The sequence below is a fragment of the Citrobacter europaeus genome, from assembly GCF_037482245.1.
Classification (GTDB): domain Bacteria; phylum Pseudomonadota; class Gammaproteobacteria; order Enterobacterales; family Enterobacteriaceae; genus Citrobacter; species Citrobacter europaeus.
In genome coordinates, this window is the sequence record NZ_CP148084.1 from 2,486,435 (window position 1) to 2,504,994 (window position 18,560).

17 protein-coding genes are annotated in these 18,560 nt (G+C 51.9%); 7 read left to right on the forward strand and 10 right to left on the reverse strand.

Going from position 1 to position 18,560, the window contains the following annotated elements:
* Positions 1–165: 165 nt before the first annotated feature.
* The 3 genes from WHR59_RS11735 to WHR59_RS11745 all read left to right on the forward strand — a co-directional run bounded on the left by WHR59_RS11735 (position 166) and on the right by WHR59_RS11745 (position 3,213).
* Positions 166–888: a response regulator transcription factor gene (locus tag WHR59_RS11735; protein WP_080626309.1), complete on the forward strand. Its 723-nt coding sequence runs from the start codon at positions 166–168 to the stop codon at positions 886–888.
* Complete coding sequence (locus tag WHR59_RS11740; protein ID WP_075146144.1) at positions 885–2,375, forward strand: sensor histidine kinase; 1,491 nt, start codon at positions 885–887, stop codon at positions 2,373–2,375. The genes WHR59_RS11735 and WHR59_RS11740 overlap by 4 nt, the downstream gene beginning before the upstream one ends.
* A gap of 151 nt (positions 2,376–2,526) precedes the next feature.
* Positions 2,527–3,213 carry a CPBP family intramembrane glutamic endopeptidase gene (locus WHR59_RS11745; RefSeq protein ID WP_043016382.1) on the forward strand — a complete coding sequence of 229 codons (687 nt, stop codon included), beginning with the start codon at positions 2,527–2,529 and terminating at the stop codon, positions 3,211–3,213.
* Between the two features lie 33 nt (positions 3,214–3,246).
* On the opposite strand, the gene WHR59_RS11750 is transcribed toward WHR59_RS11745, so the two are convergent.
* Positions 3,247–4,500: an MFS transporter gene (locus WHR59_RS11750; RefSeq protein ID WP_043016381.1), complete on the reverse strand. Its 1,254-nt coding sequence runs from the start codon at positions 4,498–4,500 to the stop codon at positions 3,247–3,249.
* Positions 4,501–4,606: 106 nt separating this feature from the next.
* Between WHR59_RS11750 and WHR59_RS11755 the strand changes: the two genes are divergently transcribed.
* The 3 genes from WHR59_RS11755 to bioD all read left to right on the forward strand — a co-directional run bounded on the left by WHR59_RS11755 (position 4,607) and on the right by bioD (position 7,675).
* Positions 4,607–5,515, forward strand: a complete 909-nt coding sequence (locus WHR59_RS11755; protein ID WP_043016380.1) for a LysR family transcriptional regulator — start codon at positions 4,607–4,609, stop codon at positions 5,513–5,515.
* 118 nt (positions 5,516–5,633) lie between these two features.
* Entirely contained in the window at positions 5,634–6,854 is a 1,221-nt protein-coding gene (gene mlc, locus WHR59_RS11760; RefSeq protein WP_047413493.1) for a sugar metabolism global transcriptional regulator Mlc, read from the forward strand.
* Between the two features lie 125 nt (positions 6,855–6,979).
* Positions 6,980–7,675, forward strand: coding sequence for a dethiobiotin synthase (bioD, locus tag WHR59_RS11765; protein ID WP_043016378.1), 696 nt, complete (start codon positions 6,980–6,982; stop codon positions 7,673–7,675).
* On the opposite strand, the gene clcB is transcribed toward bioD, so the two are convergent.
* From clcB to WHR59_RS11800, 7 genes are all read right to left on the reverse strand, one after another.
* Complete coding sequence (gene clcB / locus WHR59_RS11770; RefSeq protein ID WP_080625164.1) at positions 7,631–8,920, reverse strand: voltage-gated ClC-type chloride channel ClcB; 1,290 nt, start codon at positions 8,918–8,920, stop codon at positions 7,631–7,633. The genes bioD and clcB overlap by 45 nt on opposite strands.
* A 119-nt stretch (positions 8,921–9,039) precedes the next feature.
* On the reverse strand, positions 9,040–9,654 hold the full coding sequence (gene dmsD / locus WHR59_RS11775) for a Tat proofreading chaperone DmsD (RefSeq protein ID WP_080625165.1): 615 nt from the start codon (positions 9,652–9,654) through the stop codon (positions 9,040–9,042).
* A gap of 42 nt (positions 9,655–9,696) precedes the next feature.
* Positions 9,697–10,551, reverse strand: a complete 855-nt coding sequence (locus WHR59_RS11780; protein ID WP_075146145.1) for a dimethyl sulfoxide reductase anchor subunit family protein — start codon at positions 10,549–10,551, stop codon at positions 9,697–9,699.
* A 1-nt stretch (position 10,552) separates the two neighbouring features.
* On the reverse strand, positions 10,553–11,170 hold the full coding sequence (gene dmsB / locus WHR59_RS11785) for a dimethylsulfoxide reductase iron-sulfur subunit DmsB (RefSeq protein WP_043016374.1): 618 nt from the start codon (positions 11,168–11,170) through the stop codon (positions 10,553–10,555).
* Positions 11,171–11,180: 10 nt separating this feature from the next.
* Positions 11,181–13,607, reverse strand: coding sequence for a selenate/tellurate reductase subunit YnfF (gene ynfF / locus WHR59_RS11790; protein WP_080625166.1), 2,427 nt, complete (start codon positions 13,605–13,607; stop codon positions 11,181–11,183).
* Positions 13,608–13,883: 276 nt separating this feature from the next.
* Positions 13,884–16,322 carry a selenate/tellurate reductase subunit YnfE gene (ynfE, locus tag WHR59_RS11795; protein WP_080625167.1) on the reverse strand — a complete coding sequence of 813 codons (2,439 nt, stop codon included), beginning with the start codon at positions 16,320–16,322 and terminating at the stop codon, positions 13,884–13,886.
* A gap of 148 nt (positions 16,323–16,470) precedes the next feature.
* Positions 16,471–16,779, reverse strand: a complete 309-nt coding sequence (locus tag WHR59_RS11800; RefSeq protein WP_087050570.1) for a DUF1161 domain-containing protein — start codon at positions 16,777–16,779, stop codon at positions 16,471–16,473.
* Positions 16,780–16,881: 102 nt separating this feature from the next.
* On the opposite strand from WHR59_RS11800, the gene WHR59_RS11805 reads away from it, so the two are divergent.
* Positions 16,882–17,592 (forward strand): YnfC family lipoprotein, encoded by a 711-nt coding sequence (locus WHR59_RS11805; protein ID WP_043017906.1) that lies wholly within the window; start codon positions 16,882–16,884, stop codon positions 17,590–17,592.
* Between the two features lie 6 nt (positions 17,593–17,598).
* Here the strand turns inward: WHR59_RS11805 and speG are convergent, their stop codons facing one another.
* Together speG and WHR59_RS11815 are read right to left on the reverse strand one after the other, a co-directional pair.
* Complete coding sequence (gene speG / locus WHR59_RS11810; RefSeq protein WP_043016370.1) at positions 17,599–18,159, reverse strand: spermidine N1-acetyltransferase; 561 nt, start codon at positions 18,157–18,159, stop codon at positions 17,599–17,601.
* A gap of 35 nt (positions 18,160–18,194) precedes the next feature.
* On the reverse strand, positions 18,195–18,536 hold the full coding sequence (locus WHR59_RS11815) for a DUF1283 family protein (protein ID WP_043016369.1): 342 nt from the start codon (positions 18,534–18,536) through the stop codon (positions 18,195–18,197).
* Positions 18,537–18,560: the final 24 nt, after the last annotated feature.

An 18,560-nucleotide genomic window follows, 5' to 3' on the forward strand; every position in this document is an offset into this window, starting at 1 on the left:
TAGGGAAAACAAAGCGACGTTTCCCTGTTGATGTCTGGCGTGTCGATAACGACATACTGTGCGCCTGCGTATCCCAGGATCCTCACGAAAAGTTAAAAATTTTGTGATAACTTCCGCCCCTTGCCTGAGGTAAGCTTTCAGCATGATGAGAGGGGGATGACACTGATGGCTGGCGCAAAAAAGATATTTTTGGTGGAAGATGACAGCGATATTGCCGCACTTTTGCAACTGAGCCTGAAGGATGAAGGGTATGAAATTATTCATGAGGCTGATGGGTCACGAGCGCTTGAGCAACTTGAGAAGCATGTCTGGGATGCCGTTATCCTCGATTTGATGCTGCCGGGCGTGGACGGTCTGGAGATTTGTCGTCGGATCCGTCAAATGAGTTTCTATCTTCCGGTCATCATTATCAGCGCCCGTACCAGTGAAACTCATCGCGTATTGGGACTGGAAATGGGGGCCGATGATTATCTGGCCAAACCTTTCTCGGTGCTCGAGTTGATGGCCCGGGTGAAAGCACTGTTTCGCCGTCAGGAGGCTATGAGTCAGAACCTGCGTATGGAAGCGGGGATTATCACCCTCCATGGCGTAGAGATTGATCCATTAGCCCGGGAAGTCCGCCAGCATGGTAAATCCCTCGATTTAACGCCGCGTGAATTCGATCTGCTCTATTTTTTCGCTCGTCATCCAGGGGAGGTCTTTTCGCGTCAGGCGCTGTTAGATCAGGTGTGGGGCTATCAGCACGAAGGATATGAGCATACGGTGAACAGTCATATCAATCGCCTGCGGACCAAAATTGAAAAAGATGCTGCGGAGCCGGAAATTATTCTCACGGTTTGGGGACGGGGCTATAAGCTTGCTGCGGTTAACGCGGAGCATCAGCCATGATTTATCGCCTGTCGCTAAGCCAGCGCCTGACCCTTGTCTTTACCGCCATTATGCTGATTTGCGCTGTTACCGTCAGCGTTGTCCAGATCCGCAGCAGTAAACAGTATGGCGACGCCATGGTGCAGAGACTTTCACTGGAGCTGGCGAGCAAAATTGTCAAAAGTGAGTCGCTTATTGATGCCAGTGGTCAGGTTAATCGCCAGATCTTAAAAGGACTTTTTAATCACCTGATGACGCTCAACCCAAGCGTGGAGCTGTATCTGGTCTCTCCGTCAGGTGAAATACTCGCCGATGCCGCCCCGCCCGGGCATATTCAGCGACAGAAAATTAGCGTACAGCCGATTCAGGTTTTCCTTAATTCGGACGAACTGCCCGTATACGGCAACGATCCGCGCAGCAGCCAGCAAAAAGTATTCAGCGCCGCGCCAGTTTTATTGAACGGTGAGCTGCATGGCTATTTGTACATTATTTTGCAGGGCGAAGACCTGAATACGCTGGCGAATACCGCCTGGCAAAAAACGCTCTGGAATACCGTGGCCTGGACGTTAATACTGGTTTTATTAGCCGGCGCAATCGCTGGATTCCTGGTGTGGCGATGGGTGACGAACCCGGTGAAAAGACTGACAGGACAGGTGGTTAAACTGGAGCAAGACAGCATTAGCGTCATCAAACAGCTGGCGCAAAAAGATCCCGAACCGGCACCGGCAAATGAAATAGCATTGCTGAACAATGCGTTTATCGAATTAGCGCAGAAAATTGCCCTGCAATGGGATTTATTAGCGGATAGCGATCGTCAGCGCAGAGAATTTATAGCCAATATTTCGCACGATTTACGTACGCCGCTGACTTCCCTGCTGGGATATCTGGAAATGCTGTCGCTGAAAGCCGATACCATGACGCCGGAGGAAAATCGGCATTATCTTAGCATCGCGCTGCGCCAGGGACATAAGGTTCGCCATCTGTCACAACAGCTGTTTGAACTGGCGAGGCTTGAGCATGGCGGTATAAAACCGCAGCGTGAACGATTTGCTATTGGCGAGCTGATCCAGGATGTGGCGCAGAAGTTTGATCTCCCTGTTGCCACGCGTCACTTGCAGTTGCACCTTGAGGTAATGGGACCGCTACCGCTGGTGAATGCAGATTTGTCGATGATGGAAAGAGTCGTGACGAATTTGCTGGATAACGCTATCCGTCATACGCCTGATGGGGGTGAGGTGCGGTTGAAAGTCTGGCGTGATGCAGACCGCCTATTAGCAGAAGTGCAGGACAGTGGGCCAGGAGTAGAAGAGGCTGTACGAGAAGTATTATTTCAACGCCCGACCGCGTTAATTCCCCGTGAGCAGCGGGCAGAGCGCGGCGGACTGGGTTTACTGATTGTGCGTAGAATGCTCGAGCTGCATGGGGGGGATATCAGCCTGGTTAATTCCACGGCTGGGGCCTGTTTCCGTTTTTCATTGCCGCTGGCGGATTCTCCACTAAATAGCTGACGATAATGTTCTGGCGATAAGCGCTATACCGCAATCCTCGTGTGAACCCGTGGCCATTGCGTAAAAGTTGGTAGGTTGTCAGTGATAATGAGAATTTTTATCATATATCGATAATTCATCAACTTATCTTTGATAAGCGCAAGGAGATCGTATGTCACAGGATGCCGACAACCTGTATATCGTCAGAACCAAAGCGGTTGCTGGCTGTTTTTCCATGTTTTTACTGATGTTTGGTCTCACGTTTACCCCGTTATTTTTCCCCGCGAGCCAGACACTGCTTGCCAAAGGGCTACTTTTTCCGCTGCTGTTTGCGCTGGAATTTGTTGTGCTGGTTCCGCTGTATTATTTCTTCTTCAGAAAAAGAGAGGGGTTGGGCAAAGGAATTTTCAACGCCAGGTGGTTTACCATTTTGTTCGTGGCGCTGTTGTTTATTCAGCTCATCCTGCCATGGATTCTGGGCCTCAGACAAACCGAAGCGTGGGTGACCAGCCAGATATCCCTAAACAGCTACGCGCTGTGGTTATCCACTCTGACTCTGATATTTATTGCGCCAGTTTATGAAGAAATTGTTTTCAGGGGCTGTTTATTCAACGCATTCCAGTACTGGTTCAATAATAAAACCTGGCTGTCGTCGGTGGTGGTATCGGTCATTTTTGCCATCATGCATACACAGTATGTGGATTTGCGCACGTTGCTGATGTTGTTTCTTGTGTCGCAGGTTTTGATCATCGCCAGACTGAGAAGTAACGGGCTGTTGATGCCGGTTATGCTGCATATAGTGATGAACGGGACGGTTATTGCCCTGCAAATGGCGGCTCAGACGCTACAGCCTGGTTGATGAAGGTGATGCCCGGAACCCGGGCATCGTAGATTAAACGTGCAGACGATGGTGCAGACGTGTGCCGACCAGCAATGCCAGCACCAGCATCAGGGCGATAAATCCACCCACGCCGTTCCAGCCGTAGCTGTGCCAGAATACGCCGCCCAGCGTACCGGCAATGCTTGAACCCAGATAATAGCTGAACAGATACAGGGAAGACGCCTGGCCTTTAGCGCGTTTTGCCCGCGGTCCAATCCAACTGCTTGCCACAGAGTGCGCGGCAAAGAACCCGGCTGAAAAGAGCAGCATCCCGGCAAAGATCAACCACAGCGAAGTGAACAGAGTCATCAACAGTCCAGCCAACATTACGCCGGTTGAAAAGAGCATTACCGGGCCACGTCCATAGCGGGTAGTCATAGAACCCGCTTTCGGCGAACTCCAGGTCCCGGTCAGATACGCTACGGAAAGCAGGCCGACCACCGCCTGGCTGAGTTCCCACGGAGAGAGCATCAGACGGTAGCCGATGTAATTAAACAGCGTGACAAACGACCCCATCAGTAAAAAGCCTTCCGCAAACAGCAGCGGCAACCCTCTGTCGCGCCAGTGCAAACGAAAGTTGATAAACAACGTTTTCGGGCGTAGCGACGTTGGTCTGAAATGACGTGATTCCGGTAAGATTTTCCAGAACATCAGCGCGGAGGCGAGGGCAAAACACCCAATCGCCGCCAGCGCGATACGCCAGTTAAAAAAGTCGGTAAAAACGCCGCTGATCAAACGACCACTCATACCACCAATTGAGTTACCGCTGATATATAAGCCCATTGAAAAGGCGACGAAGCTGGGGTGAATTTCCTCGCTCAGATAGGTCATTCCCACTGCCGCCACGCCGCTGAGCGAAAGCCCTATCAGCGCGCGCATGATTAAAATACCGTGCCAACTGGTCATCATCGTCGAAAGCAACGTACAGCAGGACGCGAGCAATAGCGCCGTAACCATTACCGGCTTGCGGCCTATCGCATCGGAAAGTGGACCGGTAAACAGTAAACCGATCGCCAGCATCGCCGTTGAGATGGAAAGCGAAATACTGCTGCTGGCAGGAGAGACTCCAAACTCGTTTGAGAGCACTGGTAGTATGGGTTGCACACAATAGAGGAGAGCAAAAGTCGCCAACCCGGCGGAAAACAGCGCCAGAGTGACGCGCATAAATGGGGATGTTCCGCGTTTGATAAAACCATCCGGCGGGGTAACTATCTGTTCATCAACATCGCTGGTTGGCGCGGTATCGACAGTTGTTGTACGGCTCACTTGAAATCCTTGCTCAATCAAAACTTCTACAGGACTAGCCTTAAGAGTATGAAAATCACAATATTCTGTCTAATATATTAATAATCTCAAATGATATCTTAAAAATATGAATATCGAACTGCGTCATTTACGTTACTTTGTAGCGGTTGCTGAAGAGCTGCATTTTGGTCGGGCGGCGGCGCGGCTGAATATATCGCAACCGCCGCTTAGCCAGCAGATCCAAATCCTGGAGCAGCAGGTCGGCGCCCGGCTTCTGGCGCGGACTAATCGCAGCGTGGCGCTGACCTCTGCCGGAAAGCAGTTCCTGGCGGACAGTCGGCAAATCCTCGGTTTGGTTAATGAAGCCGCTGCCAGGGCTGAGCGGCTTCATCTGGGAGAAGCGGGGGAATTGCGTATCGGTTTTACGTCTTCGGCACCGTTTATCAAAGCGGTTTCAGATACCTTATCCGTGTTTCGCCAAAGCTACCCTGCAGTGCATATGCAAACCCGCGAAATGAATACGCGCGAGCAAATTGCTCCGCTTAATGAAGGAACGCTGGATTTGGGACTTCTGCGCAACACACAGCTTCCTGAAACACTGGAGCATGAAACCATTCTGCATGAGCCGCTGATGGCGATGATCCCGCGTACGCATCCGCTGGCGCAAAAGCCCGTGGTCACATTGGCGGAACTTGCCAATGAGCCATTTGTCTTTTTTGACCCCCATGTAGGGACGGGATTGTATGACGATATTCTTGGCCTGATGCGTCGCTATGGACTGAAGCCGACTATCGCTCAGGAGGTTGGTGAGGCGATGACTATCATCGGGCTGGTGGCCGCAGGATTAGGTGTCTCCATTCTTCCCGCTTCCTTTAAACGGGTGCAATTGTATGAAATGTGTTGGATCCCGATAGCGGAGGAAGATGCCGTTTCAGAAATGTGGTTAGTGTGGCCAAAGCATCATGAGCAAAGTCACGCCGCGCAACGCTTTCGGGAACAGCTTCTGGCGGTCGTTAAGGCGATTAATTTAGTTTAAAAATGAGCGAAAATGTGCAGTAAATCACAAGGCTAAGTAAAAAGTTGACGGAAGCCATTGAAGTGCTTCACCATAGCCCGCAGATTATTTCGGAGCGCGAAAATAAAGGGAGTAAGTGGTGGTTGCTGATAGTCAGCCTGGGCATATCGATCAAATTAAGCAGACCAATGCTGGCGCAGTTTACCGCCTGATTGATCAGCTGGGTCCGGTATCGCGTATTGATCTCTCTCGCCTGGCGCAACTGGCGCCAGCCAGTATTACTAAAATTGTCCGCGAAATGCTCGAAGCGCACCTGGTGCAAGAGCTGGAAATCAAGGAAGCGGGCAGCCGTGGGCGTCCGGCTGTTGGGCTGGTTGTTGAAACGGAAGCCTGGCACTATTTATCCATTCGTATCAGTCGCGGCGAGATCTTTCTGGCACTGCGCGATCTGAGCAGCAAACTGGTGGTAGAAGATTGTCTCGAAATGGCGCTGGTCAGTGAAACACCGCTGCTGGAACGTGTTATTACTCAGGTCGACCAGTTTTTCATCCGCCACCAACAAAAGCTGGAACGCTTAACCTCCATCGCCATCACCTTACCCGGCATTATTGATACTGAAAACGGTATCGTGCATCGCATGCCATTTTACGAAGATGTCAAAGAGATGCCGCTGGGCCAGGCGCTTGAGAACCATACTGGCGTACCGGTCTATATTCAGCATGATATTAGCGCCTGGACCATGGCTGAGGCGCTTTTCGGCGCATCGCGCGGCGCGCGCGATGTCATTCAGGTGGTGATCGATCATAACGTGGGTGCCGGGGTGATCACTGACGGTCATTTACTGCATGCCGGTAGCAGTAGCCTGGTGGAAATTGGCCATACGCAGGTGGATCCGTACGGTAAACGCTGCTACTGCGGTAACCATGGGTGTCTGGAAACGATCGCCAGCGTCGACAGCGTGCTCGAACTGGCGCAGGTGCGCTTGAAGCAGTCAATGAGTTCTTCTTTACACGGACAACCGCTGACGGTAGACGCACTGTGTCTGGCGGCAATGCAGGGTGATTTATTGGCGAAAGATATCATTAGCGGCGTAGGGACCCACGTCGGACGCATTCTGGCCATCATGGTGAATTTGTTCAACCCGCAAAAGATATTGATTGGTTCTCCGCTCAGTAAAGCGTCGGATATTCTGTTCCCCACTATTGCTGACAGCATTCGTCAGCAGGCGCTCCCGGCCTACAGTCAGCATATAGTCGTTGAAAGTACGCAATTCACCAATCAAGGGACGATGGCGGGGGCCGCGCTCGTTAAGGACGCGATGTATAACGGTTCTTTGTTGATTCGTCTATTACAGGGTTAACATTTTTTAACTGTTGTACGAAAAATTGCGCTATCTCAAGCTGATTCTCGTCATCATACCTTAGACTTTCTCCACTGTTTTATTTTCCTGATTTATATTTTCAAAGCATAACGGTGGAGTTAGTGATGCTGAAGCGTTTCTTTATTACAGGTACAGACACTTCTGTTGGGAAGACCGTGGTTTCCCGCGCATTACTACAAGCGTTAGCGTCAGGGGGTAAAAGCGTTGCGGGTTACAAACCCGTAGCCAAAGGAAGCAAAGAGACACCTGAAGGCCTGCGCAACAAAGATGCGCTGGTGCTGCAAAGCGTGTCCACTATCGAACTGCCTTACGAAGCGGTCAACCCGATTGCGCTCAGCGAAGACGAAAGTAGCGTAGCGCATAGTGGTCCGGTCAATTACACTCTGTTATCCAACGGTCTCGCAAGCCTCAGCGAAAAAGTCGATCATGTTGTCGTGGAAGGTACCGGAGGCTGGCGCAGTCTGATGAACGATCTGCGTCCGTTATCGGAGTGGGTGGTGCAGGAACAACTGCCGGTGCTGATGGTGGTGGGTATCCAGGAAGGCTGTATTAATCATGCCATCCTCACCGCACAGGCAATTGCCAGCGACGGACTGCCGCTGATTGGCTGGGTCGCGAACCGAATCAACCCGGGGCTGGCGCATTATGCGGAAATCATTGATGTGCTAAGTAAAAAATTACCCGCTCCGTTAATCGGCGAACTACCTTATCTGCCTCGGGCAGAGCAGCGCGAGCTGTCTCAGTACATCCGTCTGTCAATGCTCGGCAGCGTGCTGTCGGTAGATAGAGTCCTGGCGTAACGTTCGCGACAGCACTGACGCCAACACGCAGGCAATCAGCAATCCGGGGAGTAGACGATACTCCCCGGTCATTTCACAAACCATCAGCGTCGACATTATTGGCGCATGCGTAGTTGCTGCCAGCAGCGTGGCCATCCCCGTTAATCCCAGCAAAATGGCAATCTCATCCGGACCCGGAAGCCACAACCCCCATACCCGTCCCAGCAGCATGCCCACCGACAGACCGACAAACAGCGTTGGCGTGAACACGCCGCCTGGCGCGCCGGATCCACTGCTGGCAAGCACAGCCAGTAATTTGCAGATGAAGATCCCGCTCACCACGGCCAGCAATGGTGGGGAAAGTAAATATGATTGCACCACGCTGTAGCCATTACCCCAGACTGCTGGTGTGAGTAATGACAGCAGGCCAACGATCAGCCCGCCAAGCGCCAGTTGCCACGGGGGCGAGAGTTTAAAGTGTAAAAAAACATTATGACTGGCGGTCATTAACCACATAAAAAGCGGTCCGCAAACGCCGGCAGCCAGACCCGTACTGACGATCATGACGTATTCCAGCACATGCAGTTCCCGTGTGAAGTGCACGGCATACAGCAGCGCATTGCTGTCGCTCAGCACATTGGTGGTGAGCAGAGCGACGACGGCGGAGACCACCACCGGTCCCAATGACGCCAGGATCAACGTGCCGAACAACACTTCGGCAATAAATAAACTGCCTGCCAGCGGAGCATGGTACGCTCCGGCCATACCCGCAGCGGCGCCGCAGGCAATCCATAACTTCCATTCTGTACGCGGGGTAAAACGTTGAGCAAAGCAGGAGGCCGCAAGCGCCGCCAGTAAAATCATGGCGCCTTCACGCCCGATGGCGCTCCCGCTGGCAACGACCAGTAACGAGGCCAGCGATTTCACCAGGCTTGCACTGACGTCAAATTGTCCGTCGGTTTGCAGGGCCTCCATATAATCAGTGGGAGCCTGCGGGCGTAAACGGTTGAACTTTTGCCATCCCCAAAGCAGCAATCCTGCCGCCAGCCCCCCTAATGCAGGCGTCAGCATACGTCTTAAAGGGGAAAGGTTTGTCGCTGCATTGACCAGACTCCCGGTGTCGTTGCTCAGGAACAACCATTCGAGAAGAAACATAGCATGACGAAATCCTGCGACGGCCAACGCAGCAAGGATACCAATCAGCGCGGCAATCAGCAGGCGGCGAAACATGGCGCGCAGGTCAGGATAAGCATGTAAATGATGCATGTGTGGCCAGAGAGGAAGTTTCAGACGCTGTATTTTGCGGCTATTTGACAACAGAAGCAAAAGCTCAGCGTGCGCAACAGGATGCACGACAGGCAGGATGCTTCCTGCCTGTCGTGAAATTAACGAAACAGGGGCTTATCAGCTATCGGGATCAGTAACTGCGACTGCCACTGGGCCAGCGTCAGGCGCGCCAGCTCACCCAGCGCCTGGTAAAACGGGTGGTCAGCTTTTTCGATAAACACCTCAAGGAAGCGAGATGACCACGGGAAAAGATGCCAGGCCAGCAGCTGTTCGCACTCGGTGTGGCGTTCGTTCTCAGCAAGCCAGGCTGTCAGCAATAGCAGCGAACCAAAGTGATCTTCTGGCTCATTTTGCTGCATGGCAAACTGGATGTCGTTGTCCCGCATCCACTGACGCAGAGCCAGCGTGGAGTCGCCAAACAACACATTTTCACGATCCAGCCAGACGGATCCCCAGGGCGGAGAAGGTAGCGCATACGGACCGACAAACAAGCGTTGCCAGGCCTGCGGCAGAGGCTCATCGGTCTCGGCTTGCAGTTGTACTGCCAGCGGGGAGAGTGTTGCTTGATCAAGCGGCCATTGCGCCTGCCAGCCATCGGCCCTTAACGCACTGACTACTGCAGAGGCTTCCACGCTGTCTGGCGCATAGTAAAACAGCGCGCCAAGCACGCGCGCTGCGGTAGAAAAGTTGTCACCTTGCGAAAAATGGGTCATGCAAAACATCCTGAACAGTGCGGGTTACCCCGCACCCAAAAGTTAACCTGCAACAGCCATGCCGACTGTCATATGTAAACCGTAAAACAAACCGCGGCCGATGATTTCACCGCCAAGTACTAAAACCAGGCCCAGCGCCAGTCCGCCGACTGACGGCTCTTTGCGACGGATTAACGGACATATCCAGCAACCCAGACCCGCAGCCAGCAACAGGACACGCCAGACCTGTAAACTGCCATAGTCGGGAACCAACGCGCTGGCGTTTTGTACCGAGCTGTGAATATCACTGAGCGATACACCCTGCAGGACAATAACGGCCACCGCCACCAGCAGGGCCACAACGCTGATACTGGCGAATCTGGCGGCGTTAAAAGAAACACCCGCGGCGCGCAGCAGCAGGGCGGCAAACAGTGGTCCGCTTAGCAACAGTGTCATAAAAAATGCCAGCGTGGTGTAGCCATTATACCAGGTCGGAACGGTATCTATCTGGTAGACGCTGGTCATCGCCAGCACAAAAACCAGGCCCAGCAGCATGCCTGCCAGCAGCCAGATTTTACCTAACGCTGCAGGCATTTTACCGAGAAACGCCACCAGCCACCACAGACCGCCGACGGCGAAAAACAGAGAACCGCTGGCGATTTCATTACTCAGCGCAGATGCGCCGACCCTGTTCAGCGAGTTAAAGGCGCGCAGCGGTGAACCTAAATGCATTACCGAGGCGAGAAAGGCGATGCCCATCACCAGCCACAGAAAAAACATGCTGCGCACGATACGTTGTTTTGCCATTCCGTCTTTAGCGGTCAGCCAGCCATAGCCACTCACTATCAGCGCGCCAGCCACGCACTGGCCGAGCACCGTAAACAGGACCAGCGGCCATTCATGCCATCCATTGCCCATGTTACACCTCCTTCGGATTTGCCAGATAACCCGTGGTATCCCCGGTCGGGCGGCTATTGGCGTTGGGTTTGATCACAATGCTCGGTTTGGTGAAATGCGCGCCCGGCAGCGGAGCGACTGCCGCCAGTTCACCGTGTTTTTTGCGCAGCGCATCAATGGGACCAAAGTCCAGCGCGCGCAGCGGACAGGACTCGACGCAGATGGGCTTTTTGCCGTCGGCGACGCGGTCATGACAACCATCACACTTGGTCATATGTCCTTTGGCGGCATTGTATTGCGGCGCACCATACGGGCAGGCCATGTGGCAGTAGCGACAGCCGATGCAAACGTCTTCATCAACCACCACAAAACCATCTTCACGTTTATGCATGGCTCCGCTGGGGCAAACCTTGGTGCAGGCTGGATCTTCGCAGTGGTTACAGGCAATGGAGAGGTAATAGGCGAAAACATTCTGGTGCCAGACGCCGTTATCTTCCTGCCAGTCACCACCTGCGTACTCGTAAATCCGCCGGAAACTGACGTCGGGGGTGAGGTCTTTGTAGTCTTTGCAGGCCAGCTCGCAGGTTTTACACCCGGTGCAACGGCTGGAATCAATAAAAAATCCATACTGAGTTGTCATGGGTTAGTCCTTATACCTTTTCAACCTGAACGAGATTACTGTGGGATGGATTCCCCTTCGCTAATGGAGAAGGTCGATGCGACGTGAGAATGTTAATGGAACCACCATGATCGATCCGATCGCCGAACATATCGGCATTGAGCCAGGCACCTTGTCCGATAGCTGTGACGCCGGGCAAAATGCGCGGTGTAACTTTCGCGCTGATCAACATCTGGCCATTATTGTTAAACACCCTTACCGTGTCGCCGTTACGAATACCACGTGCATTGGCATCAATGGGGTTTATCCAGACCTCCTGCGGGCAAGCCTGCTGTAAAACATCGATATTGCCGTAGCTGGAGTGGGTTCTCGCCTTATAGTGGAACCCCGTGAGCTGCAGTGGATACGTTTGGCGCTTAGGATCGTCCCAACCGTCAAAGCCTGGGGCATAAGCAGGAAGAGGATGAACAATCTCGTCGTCTTTGAGTTCCCATGTTTCTGCGATGACGGCAAGCCGTTCAGAGTAAATCTCAATTTTCCCTGATGGCGTTTTCAATGGGTTAGCGGCGGGATCTTCCCGGAAAGAACGAAAGGCAACATAGTGTTCTTCGGGACATTTTTTCTTGAATATGCCTGTCGTTTTCATTTCCTCGTAATCCGGCATTTCCGGGTTACGCTCTTTGGTTTTGGCATGAAGGTATTTCACCCATTCATGTTGTGTACGACCCTCGGTGAATTTTTGGTACACATCCGGGCCCAAACGTTTGGCGACTTCACTGAGCATCCAGTAAATGGGTTTACGTTCAAATTTTGGCGAAGTCGCAGGTTGACCAAGGATGACATACCCCATGTTCCCGGCAGACTCGTGGGAGATGAGATCTTCCTGTTCGGTTGGCATCAGGTCAGGCAGCAGGATGTCGCAGTATTTTGCGGAGGCAGTCATAAAATGCTCAATACCGACGATCATCTCGCACTTGCTGTCATCCTGTAAGACTTCATGGGTATGCGCGATATTGCCATGCTGGTTGACGAGCGTATTACTGGCATAACACCAGATAAATTTGATAGGCACGTCCAGCTTATCTTTGCCGCGAACACCATCTCTGGTCGCGGTCATCTCTGCGCCATGATCGATAGCATCCGTCCAGGTAAAGACAGATATCTGCGTTTTAACCGGATTTTCTAACATGGAGAACCATTCCACGCCCAGATCCCACGTCCCTTCACGCATCCCTGAGTTACCACCGTTTATCCCCACATTGCCGGTTAAAACGGAGAGCATCGTAATCGCGCGAGCGGTTTGTTCACCATTGGAGTGACGCTGCGGTCCCCAGCCCTGGCAGATATAAGCGGGTTTCGCTGCGCCGATTTCACGCGCTAAGTGGATAATTTTCTCAGACGGAATGCTGGTAATGTGAGAAGCCCATTCTGGCGTTTTGGCAACTCCGTCTGGCCCATCCCCCAGAATGTATGCCTTATAGTGCGCATTACGCGGTGCACTGGCGGGAAGAGTGGTTTCATCGTAGCCGACGCAGTATTTATCAAGAAAAGGTTTATCGATGAGATCTTCGGTGATCAACACCCAGGCAATTGCCGCAGCCAGTGCAGCGTCAGTTCCTGGTCGAATAGGAAGCCATTCATCTTCACGACCAGCGGCAGTATCGTTATAACGAGGATCGATAACGATCATTCGTGCGTTAGAACGTTCGCGGGCTTGCTCAACATACCAGGTTACACCACCGCCGCTCATACGGGTTTCGGCAGGGTTGTTGCCAAACATGACAACCAGTTTTGTATTGGCGATGTCGTCCGGGCTGTTGCCGTCGTTAGCACCAAACATATAACTCATGGCGGCGCTGATTTGCGCGGTACTATAGCTACCATAGCGACTCAAATAGCCGCCGCATGAATTCATCAAGCGATAGGGGACGTTGGAGTTTGTAATATTCCCACCATCTACACCTGTACCGTACAGCACATGGACCGCTTCGTTGCCGTAATCCTTCAGGATCCGCTGCAGATTACCGCTAATAGTGTCCAGCGCTTCATCCCAGGTGATCCGCTCAAATTTTCCTTCTCCACGCTTGCCCACGCGTTTCATTGGATATTTCAGGCGGTCAGGGTGATTCATCCGGCGACGGATCGATCGGCCGCGCAAGCAGGCGCGTACCTGGTGATTACCATAGGTATCATCGCCCGTTGTGTCAGACTCTACCCAGTAAACGGCATCATCTTTAACGTGCAGACGTAAAAGGCAACGGCTGCCGCAGTTAACGGTACAGGAACTCCAGACAGCCTTCTCTTCAACCGGTTGCATCGCTTGTTGTACTGCCGCGGCAGCGGATCTCATACCAAAGGGTAAGGACAGGCTACCCGCGGCAAGCGCCAGTGAACCGATAGCTGAGGACTTCACTAACGTCCTACGGCTGATGCCTCCGGATTGTTCGGTTTCAGACATAACTCACTCCATTGAAATCATCGCTATATATCTAATTACATAATGAATAAATAGCATGCTAATTGTAGGACGAGTTTACCCATTTATAGGTATGTTTTATTAATGCGTATCAAAGTGTGGGGCGATCTTATTAATGTGTCTCGAAATGGACTTTCAACTACTGGCAATACTAAGCCCAGCGCCAGCCCTGAAAACTTCCTCATCGAGAACGTTTCGTCCTCTTTGCAACGGCTGGAATCAATAAAAAATCCATGCTGAGTTGTCATAGGGTAGTCCTTAAACCTTCTCGATCTCGACCAGATTGGTATGCTGTGGATTGCCTTTTGCCAGAGGAGACGGGCGCTGAGTGGTCAAGGTGTTGACGCAGGCGCCATGGTCAATCTTATCGCCGGCCATATTGGCATCGTGCCATGCGCCCTGGCCCATTGCGCTTACGCCGGGCAGGATCCGCGGGGTCACTTTCGCAGGGATGCGCAGTTCACCGCGATCGTTAAAGACCCGCACCATATCGCCATTTGCAATCCCCCGTTTTTGGGCATCGACCGGGTTTATCCACACTTCCTGACGGCAGGACGCCTGGAGAACATCAATATTGCCGTAGCTGGAGTGCGTACGGGATTTGTAGTGGAAGCCAAACATTTGCAGTGGGAAAGAACTGCGTTTTGGGTCATCCCATCCTTCAAACGTTGAGGCGTAAACGGGAAGCGGGCTAATCACTTCATCTTTTTGCAACTCCCAGGTGTTGGCAATCTTCGCCAGTCGGCTGGAGTAAATTTCAATCTTACCCGACGGTGTTTTAAGCGGATTGGCCTGCGGATCGTCGCGGAATTTTTTATAGGCGACAAAGTGCCCGTTTGGATCTTTGCGTTTATAGATCCCCATTTTTTTCAGCTCGTCATAAGAAGGGAGAGCGGGGTCCTTAGCCAGCATTTTCGCGTACAGATACTGAAGCCATTGCTCCTGGGTACGACCTTCCGTAAACCGTTGATACACATCATTGCCAAGACGCTTTGCAACTTCACTCATTATCCAGTAAATCGGTTTGCGCTCGAACTTAGGCGACGTCGCAGGTTGAATAAAAATGAGATACCCCATGTTGCCCGCGTAGTCGTTTGGAATGATATCTTCCTGTTCAACGGTCATTAAATCAGGCAGTAGAATATCGGCATATTTGGCTGAAGAGGTCATGAAGTTTTCAATGACAACTATCATTTCGCATTTCGTGTCGTCCTGAAGGATCTCATGCGTTTTATTGATATCTGAGTGCTGATTGGTGATGGTATTGCCCGCGTAGTTCCAGATAAATTTAATCGGCACGTCGAGCTTATCTTTTCCGCGTACGCCATCGCGGGTAGCGGTCATTTCCTGACCCCGGGCGATTGCGTCCGTCCAGCTAAAACAGGATATCTGGGTTTTGATGGGGTTCTCTGGTAGCGGCATACGTTCAATCGTGATGGTGTAGGTTGATTCTCGTGCACCACTATTGCCGCCGTTGATGCCGACGTTGCCGGTGAGGATTGGCAACATGGCGATTGCGCGTGAGGTCAGTTCACCGTTAGCCTGACGTTGCGGCCCCCAACCCTGACAAATATATGCCGGTTTTGTACTGCCGATTTCCCGTGCCAGTTTAATAATGCGTTCGGCTGGGATCCCGGTGACATGTGAAGCCCATTGCGGAGTTTTGGCAATACCGTCATCACCGTTGCCCAGAATATAGGCTTTGTAGTGCCCGTTAGCCGGCGCGTCGGCGGGCAGGGTTTTTTCGTCATAACCAACGCAGTACGTGTCAAGGAATGCCTGGTCGACGAGATCTTCGTTAATCAGGACCCAGGCGATTCCCGCCACTAACGCGGCATCGGTTCCCGGACGAATAGGGATCCACTCATCTTCACGACCCGCAGCGGTATCAGTATATCGCGGGTCAATGACGATCATCCGGGCATTAGAGCGCTCCCGGGCCTGTTCAAGGAAATAAGTTATTCCGCCGCCGCTCATACGCGTTTCGGCAGGGTTATTGCCGAACATCACCACCAGCTTCGTGTTTTCGATATCGGAGGTGCTGTTGCCTTCGTTAGAACCGTAGGTGTAAGGCATTGCCGCCGCGATTTGCGCGGTACTGTAGGTGCCGTAATGGCTCAGGAAACCGCCATAGCAGTTCATCAGGCGAGCCACCAGCGAGGCATAAGGTGAGGAGCGAGTAATGTTGCCACCTACAATGCCAGAGGTGTAGTTGATATACACGGCCTCGTTACCGTATTTGTGCACGGTATTTTTCAAACTGGCACTGATGGTATCCAGCGCTTCCTGCCAGGTTATGCGCTCGAATTTCCCTTCACCGCGTTTGCCCACGCGCTTCATTGGGTAATTCAGGCGATCCGGATGATTGATCCGTCGACGAATTGAGCGCCCACGCAAACAGGCGCGAACCTGGTGTTGACCGTAAATGTCGTCTCCGGTCGTATCGGACTCCACCCATACGACTTCGTCATCTTTGACGTGGAGTTGAAGGGCACAACGGCTGCCGCAGTTCACCGAACAAGCACCCCAAACCACTTTTTCTTCCGCAGGTTGTAGCGCCTGTTGTAGCGCAGCGGCTGCAGTGCGCATTCCGAAAGGTAACGACAGCCCACCTGCAGCAAGCGCCAGCGAACCGATTGCCGAGGATTTCACTAACGTCCTGCGGCTGATGCCTCCATATTGCTCAGTTTCAGACATAACTCACTCCATTATAGTTATCGCTATATATTAATTTCTATAACGAAATTAATAGCATGCTAATAATGGTTTGAGTTTACCTGGTTATGAGTATGTCATATTAATGCATATCAAACTGGAGTGACCCTCCGCGCACGGAGGGTGTAATTTATTGCGGTTCGGCGACGTGTCCATCCTGTGCTGGGGTGCTATTGGCAGGGGCGTTGCCACTGTTGGTACGGGTATAGAGAATTTTGTGCGTGTCGTTTGCACAATGGCCCACGACCAGTGAATCAGGCTGATCGGCCTGATCGTTGGGGACAATGTTCAGCGTAAAGCTGGATTCTGCCACGCCGTTATTAATGATGCGCTGTTCGATATCGCTTTTCACGCGTTCACATGACGCCGGTGCCGCCAGAACCTGCGGGGACGCGACTACCAGTAAGAGCGCGGCAATTCCTGTTATGTATTTCATCATCAGCTCCTTTATTATCGACATAGACTAAGATTAGCATTTCTGGTGTAAATAACTGTATTTGCTAATATGATTGAGAATTATCTTCTTATCCCGGTGAAAAATGTGAAGAAACAGACCCTGTTAGGATTCCTGTGTGTCGTGCTGGTCGGGTGTGATAACGCCAAAGGCCTGGATTCCTTTACGCCGGAAATGGCCAGTTTTTCCAATGAATTTGATTTCGATCCTCTGCGCGGGCCGGTAAAAGATTTCAGCCAGACGCTGCTTAATGACAAAGGTGAAGTCACCAAACGCGTTGTCGGTACGCTCTCACAGGAAGGGTGCTTCGATACGCTTGAGTTGCATGATATCGAAAACAATACCGGTATGGCGCTGGTCCTGGATGCTAACTATTATCGGGATGCCGAAACGCTGGAAAAACGGATCCGCTTACAGGGTAAATGCCAGTTAGCAGAGCTGCCTGCGGCGGGTGTGGTGTGGGATACCGACGATAACGGTTTCGTTGTTTCTGCCACGGGAAAAGAGATGAAAGTGAAATATCGCTATGATGCGGAAGGCTACCCGTTGGGCAAAACAACCGTCAATAAGGACAATACCTTGCAGGTAGATGCCAAACCGTCGGTCGACCCGTTGAAGAAACTGGATTACACCGCAGTGAGCCTGCTCAACAATCTTCCGTTAGGTAATGTCAAACAAACGTGCAAGTACGATGACTATGCTAATCCGGTCAACTGCCGGCTCGTTATCGTTGACGAGAGCGTTAAGCCGGCAGTTGAACATCATTACTCAATTGAAAACACTATCGATTACTACTAATCACCTTTACTGAGCGGTAGGTTGCAACAGGTTAGGACCTGACGTTTTATGTTCTGCCAGATACTGCTGCTGGAAGATGCACATGCGGATAGTGTTGCGGTATTGGCCGTTGATAAAGAATTCATGAATCAGCTCACCTTCGACCATAAAGCCGAGTTTACGATAGATATGGATGGCTTTTTCGTTCTCTTTATCAACGATCAGATACAGCTTATATAAGTTGAGTACGGTAAAGCCGTAATCCATTGCCAGCTTTGCCGCGCGCGTTGCCAGACCTTTGCCCTGATAGTCAGGCGAAATAATGATCTGGAATTCGGCCCGGCGGTGCACATGGTTAATTTCAACCAGCTCCACCAGACCGGCTTTTTCACCGTCACACTCCACCACGAAGCGACGTTCGCTTTGGTCGTGAATATGCTTGTCGTACAGGTCTGACAGCTCAACAAACGCTTCGTAAGGTTCTTCAAACCAGTAACGCATTACGCTGGCGTTATTATCAAGCTGATGGACGAATCGTAAATCTTCACGCTCCAGCGGGCGCAACTTAACACTGAGGGCGCTAGTCATATCGTATCCTTTCAATATCCTTCAAAGTGCAATGATTATGGGGCAACGGTGCGGCCAGTACGGCGGTCAAGGCAGCGCAGGGTGTTGGGTTCCCAGTACGCATTAATATTAGCGCTCTGTTCGCACTTATCACGGCTATCGAACGCCGCGTCGGTTTTGTCCCACTCTTTCTCTACACGTTTATTAACTTTCTGGCGTAGCTGACGCGTATCGTTCCATTGTTCCTTTTCCATTGCTGCCTGTTGACGACTTTGCGCACTGTCTCCGGATTCAATGATCAGTTTACTGGTTTCAGCGAATGCGGAAGAGGTGTACACAGCCGCAGCCAGCGTCAGCATAGCCGTCAGGCACAGGCGTTTGGTCAGTGTAATTTTCATGGCGAATTCCTTTTATGGGAAAGG

Excerpts from the sequence above, each read along its gene's own strand:
- clcB (WP_080625164.1), bottom strand. The coding sequence starts at position 8,920 with ATGCATCATTTACATGCTTATCCTGACCTGCGCGCCATGTTTCGCCGC.
- dmsB (WP_043016374.1), bottom strand. The coding sequence starts at position 11,170 with ATGACAACTCAGTATGGATTTTTTATTGATTCCAGCCGTTGCACCGGG.
- WHR59_RS11755 (WP_043016380.1), top strand. The coding sequence starts at position 4,607 with ATGAATATCGAACTGCGTCATTTACGTTACTTTGTAGCGGTTGCTGAA.
- WHR59_RS11735 (WP_080626309.1), top strand. The coding sequence starts at position 166 with ATGGCTGGCGCAAAAAAGATATTTTTGGTGGAAGATGACAGCGATATT.
- WHR59_RS11745 (WP_043016382.1), top strand. The coding sequence starts at position 2,527 with ATGTCACAGGATGCCGACAACCTGTATATCGTCAGAACCAAAGCGGTT.
- bioD (WP_043016378.1), top strand. The coding sequence starts at position 6,980 with ATGCTGAAGCGTTTCTTTATTACAGGTACAGACACTTCTGTTGGGAAG.
- WHR59_RS11815 (WP_043016369.1), bottom strand. The coding sequence starts at position 18,536 with ATGAAAATTACACTGACCAAACGCCTGTGCCTGACGGCTATGCTGACG.
- WHR59_RS11740 (WP_075146144.1), top strand. The coding sequence starts at position 885 with ATGATTTATCGCCTGTCGCTAAGCCAGCGCCTGACCCTTGTCTTTACC.
- ynfE (WP_080625167.1), bottom strand. The coding sequence starts at position 16,322 with ATGTCTGAAACTGAGCAATATGGAGGCATCAGCCGCAGGACGTTAGTG.
- WHR59_RS11800 (WP_087050570.1), bottom strand. The coding sequence starts at position 16,779 with ATGATGAAATACATAACAGGAATTGCCGCGCTCTTACTGGTAGTCGCG.
- dmsD (WP_080625165.1), bottom strand. The coding sequence starts at position 9,654 with ATGACCCATTTTTCGCAAGGTGACAACTTTTCTACCGCAGCGCGCGTG.
- ynfF (WP_080625166.1), bottom strand. The coding sequence starts at position 13,607 with ATGTCTGAAACCGAACAATCCGGAGGCATCAGCCGTAGGACGTTAGTG.
- speG (WP_043016370.1), bottom strand. The coding sequence starts at position 18,159 with ATGACTAGCGCCCTCAGTGTTAAGTTGCGCCCGCTGGAGCGTGAAGAT.
- WHR59_RS11780 (WP_075146145.1), bottom strand. The coding sequence starts at position 10,551 with ATGGGCAATGGATGGCATGAATGGCCGCTGGTCCTGTTTACGGTGCTC.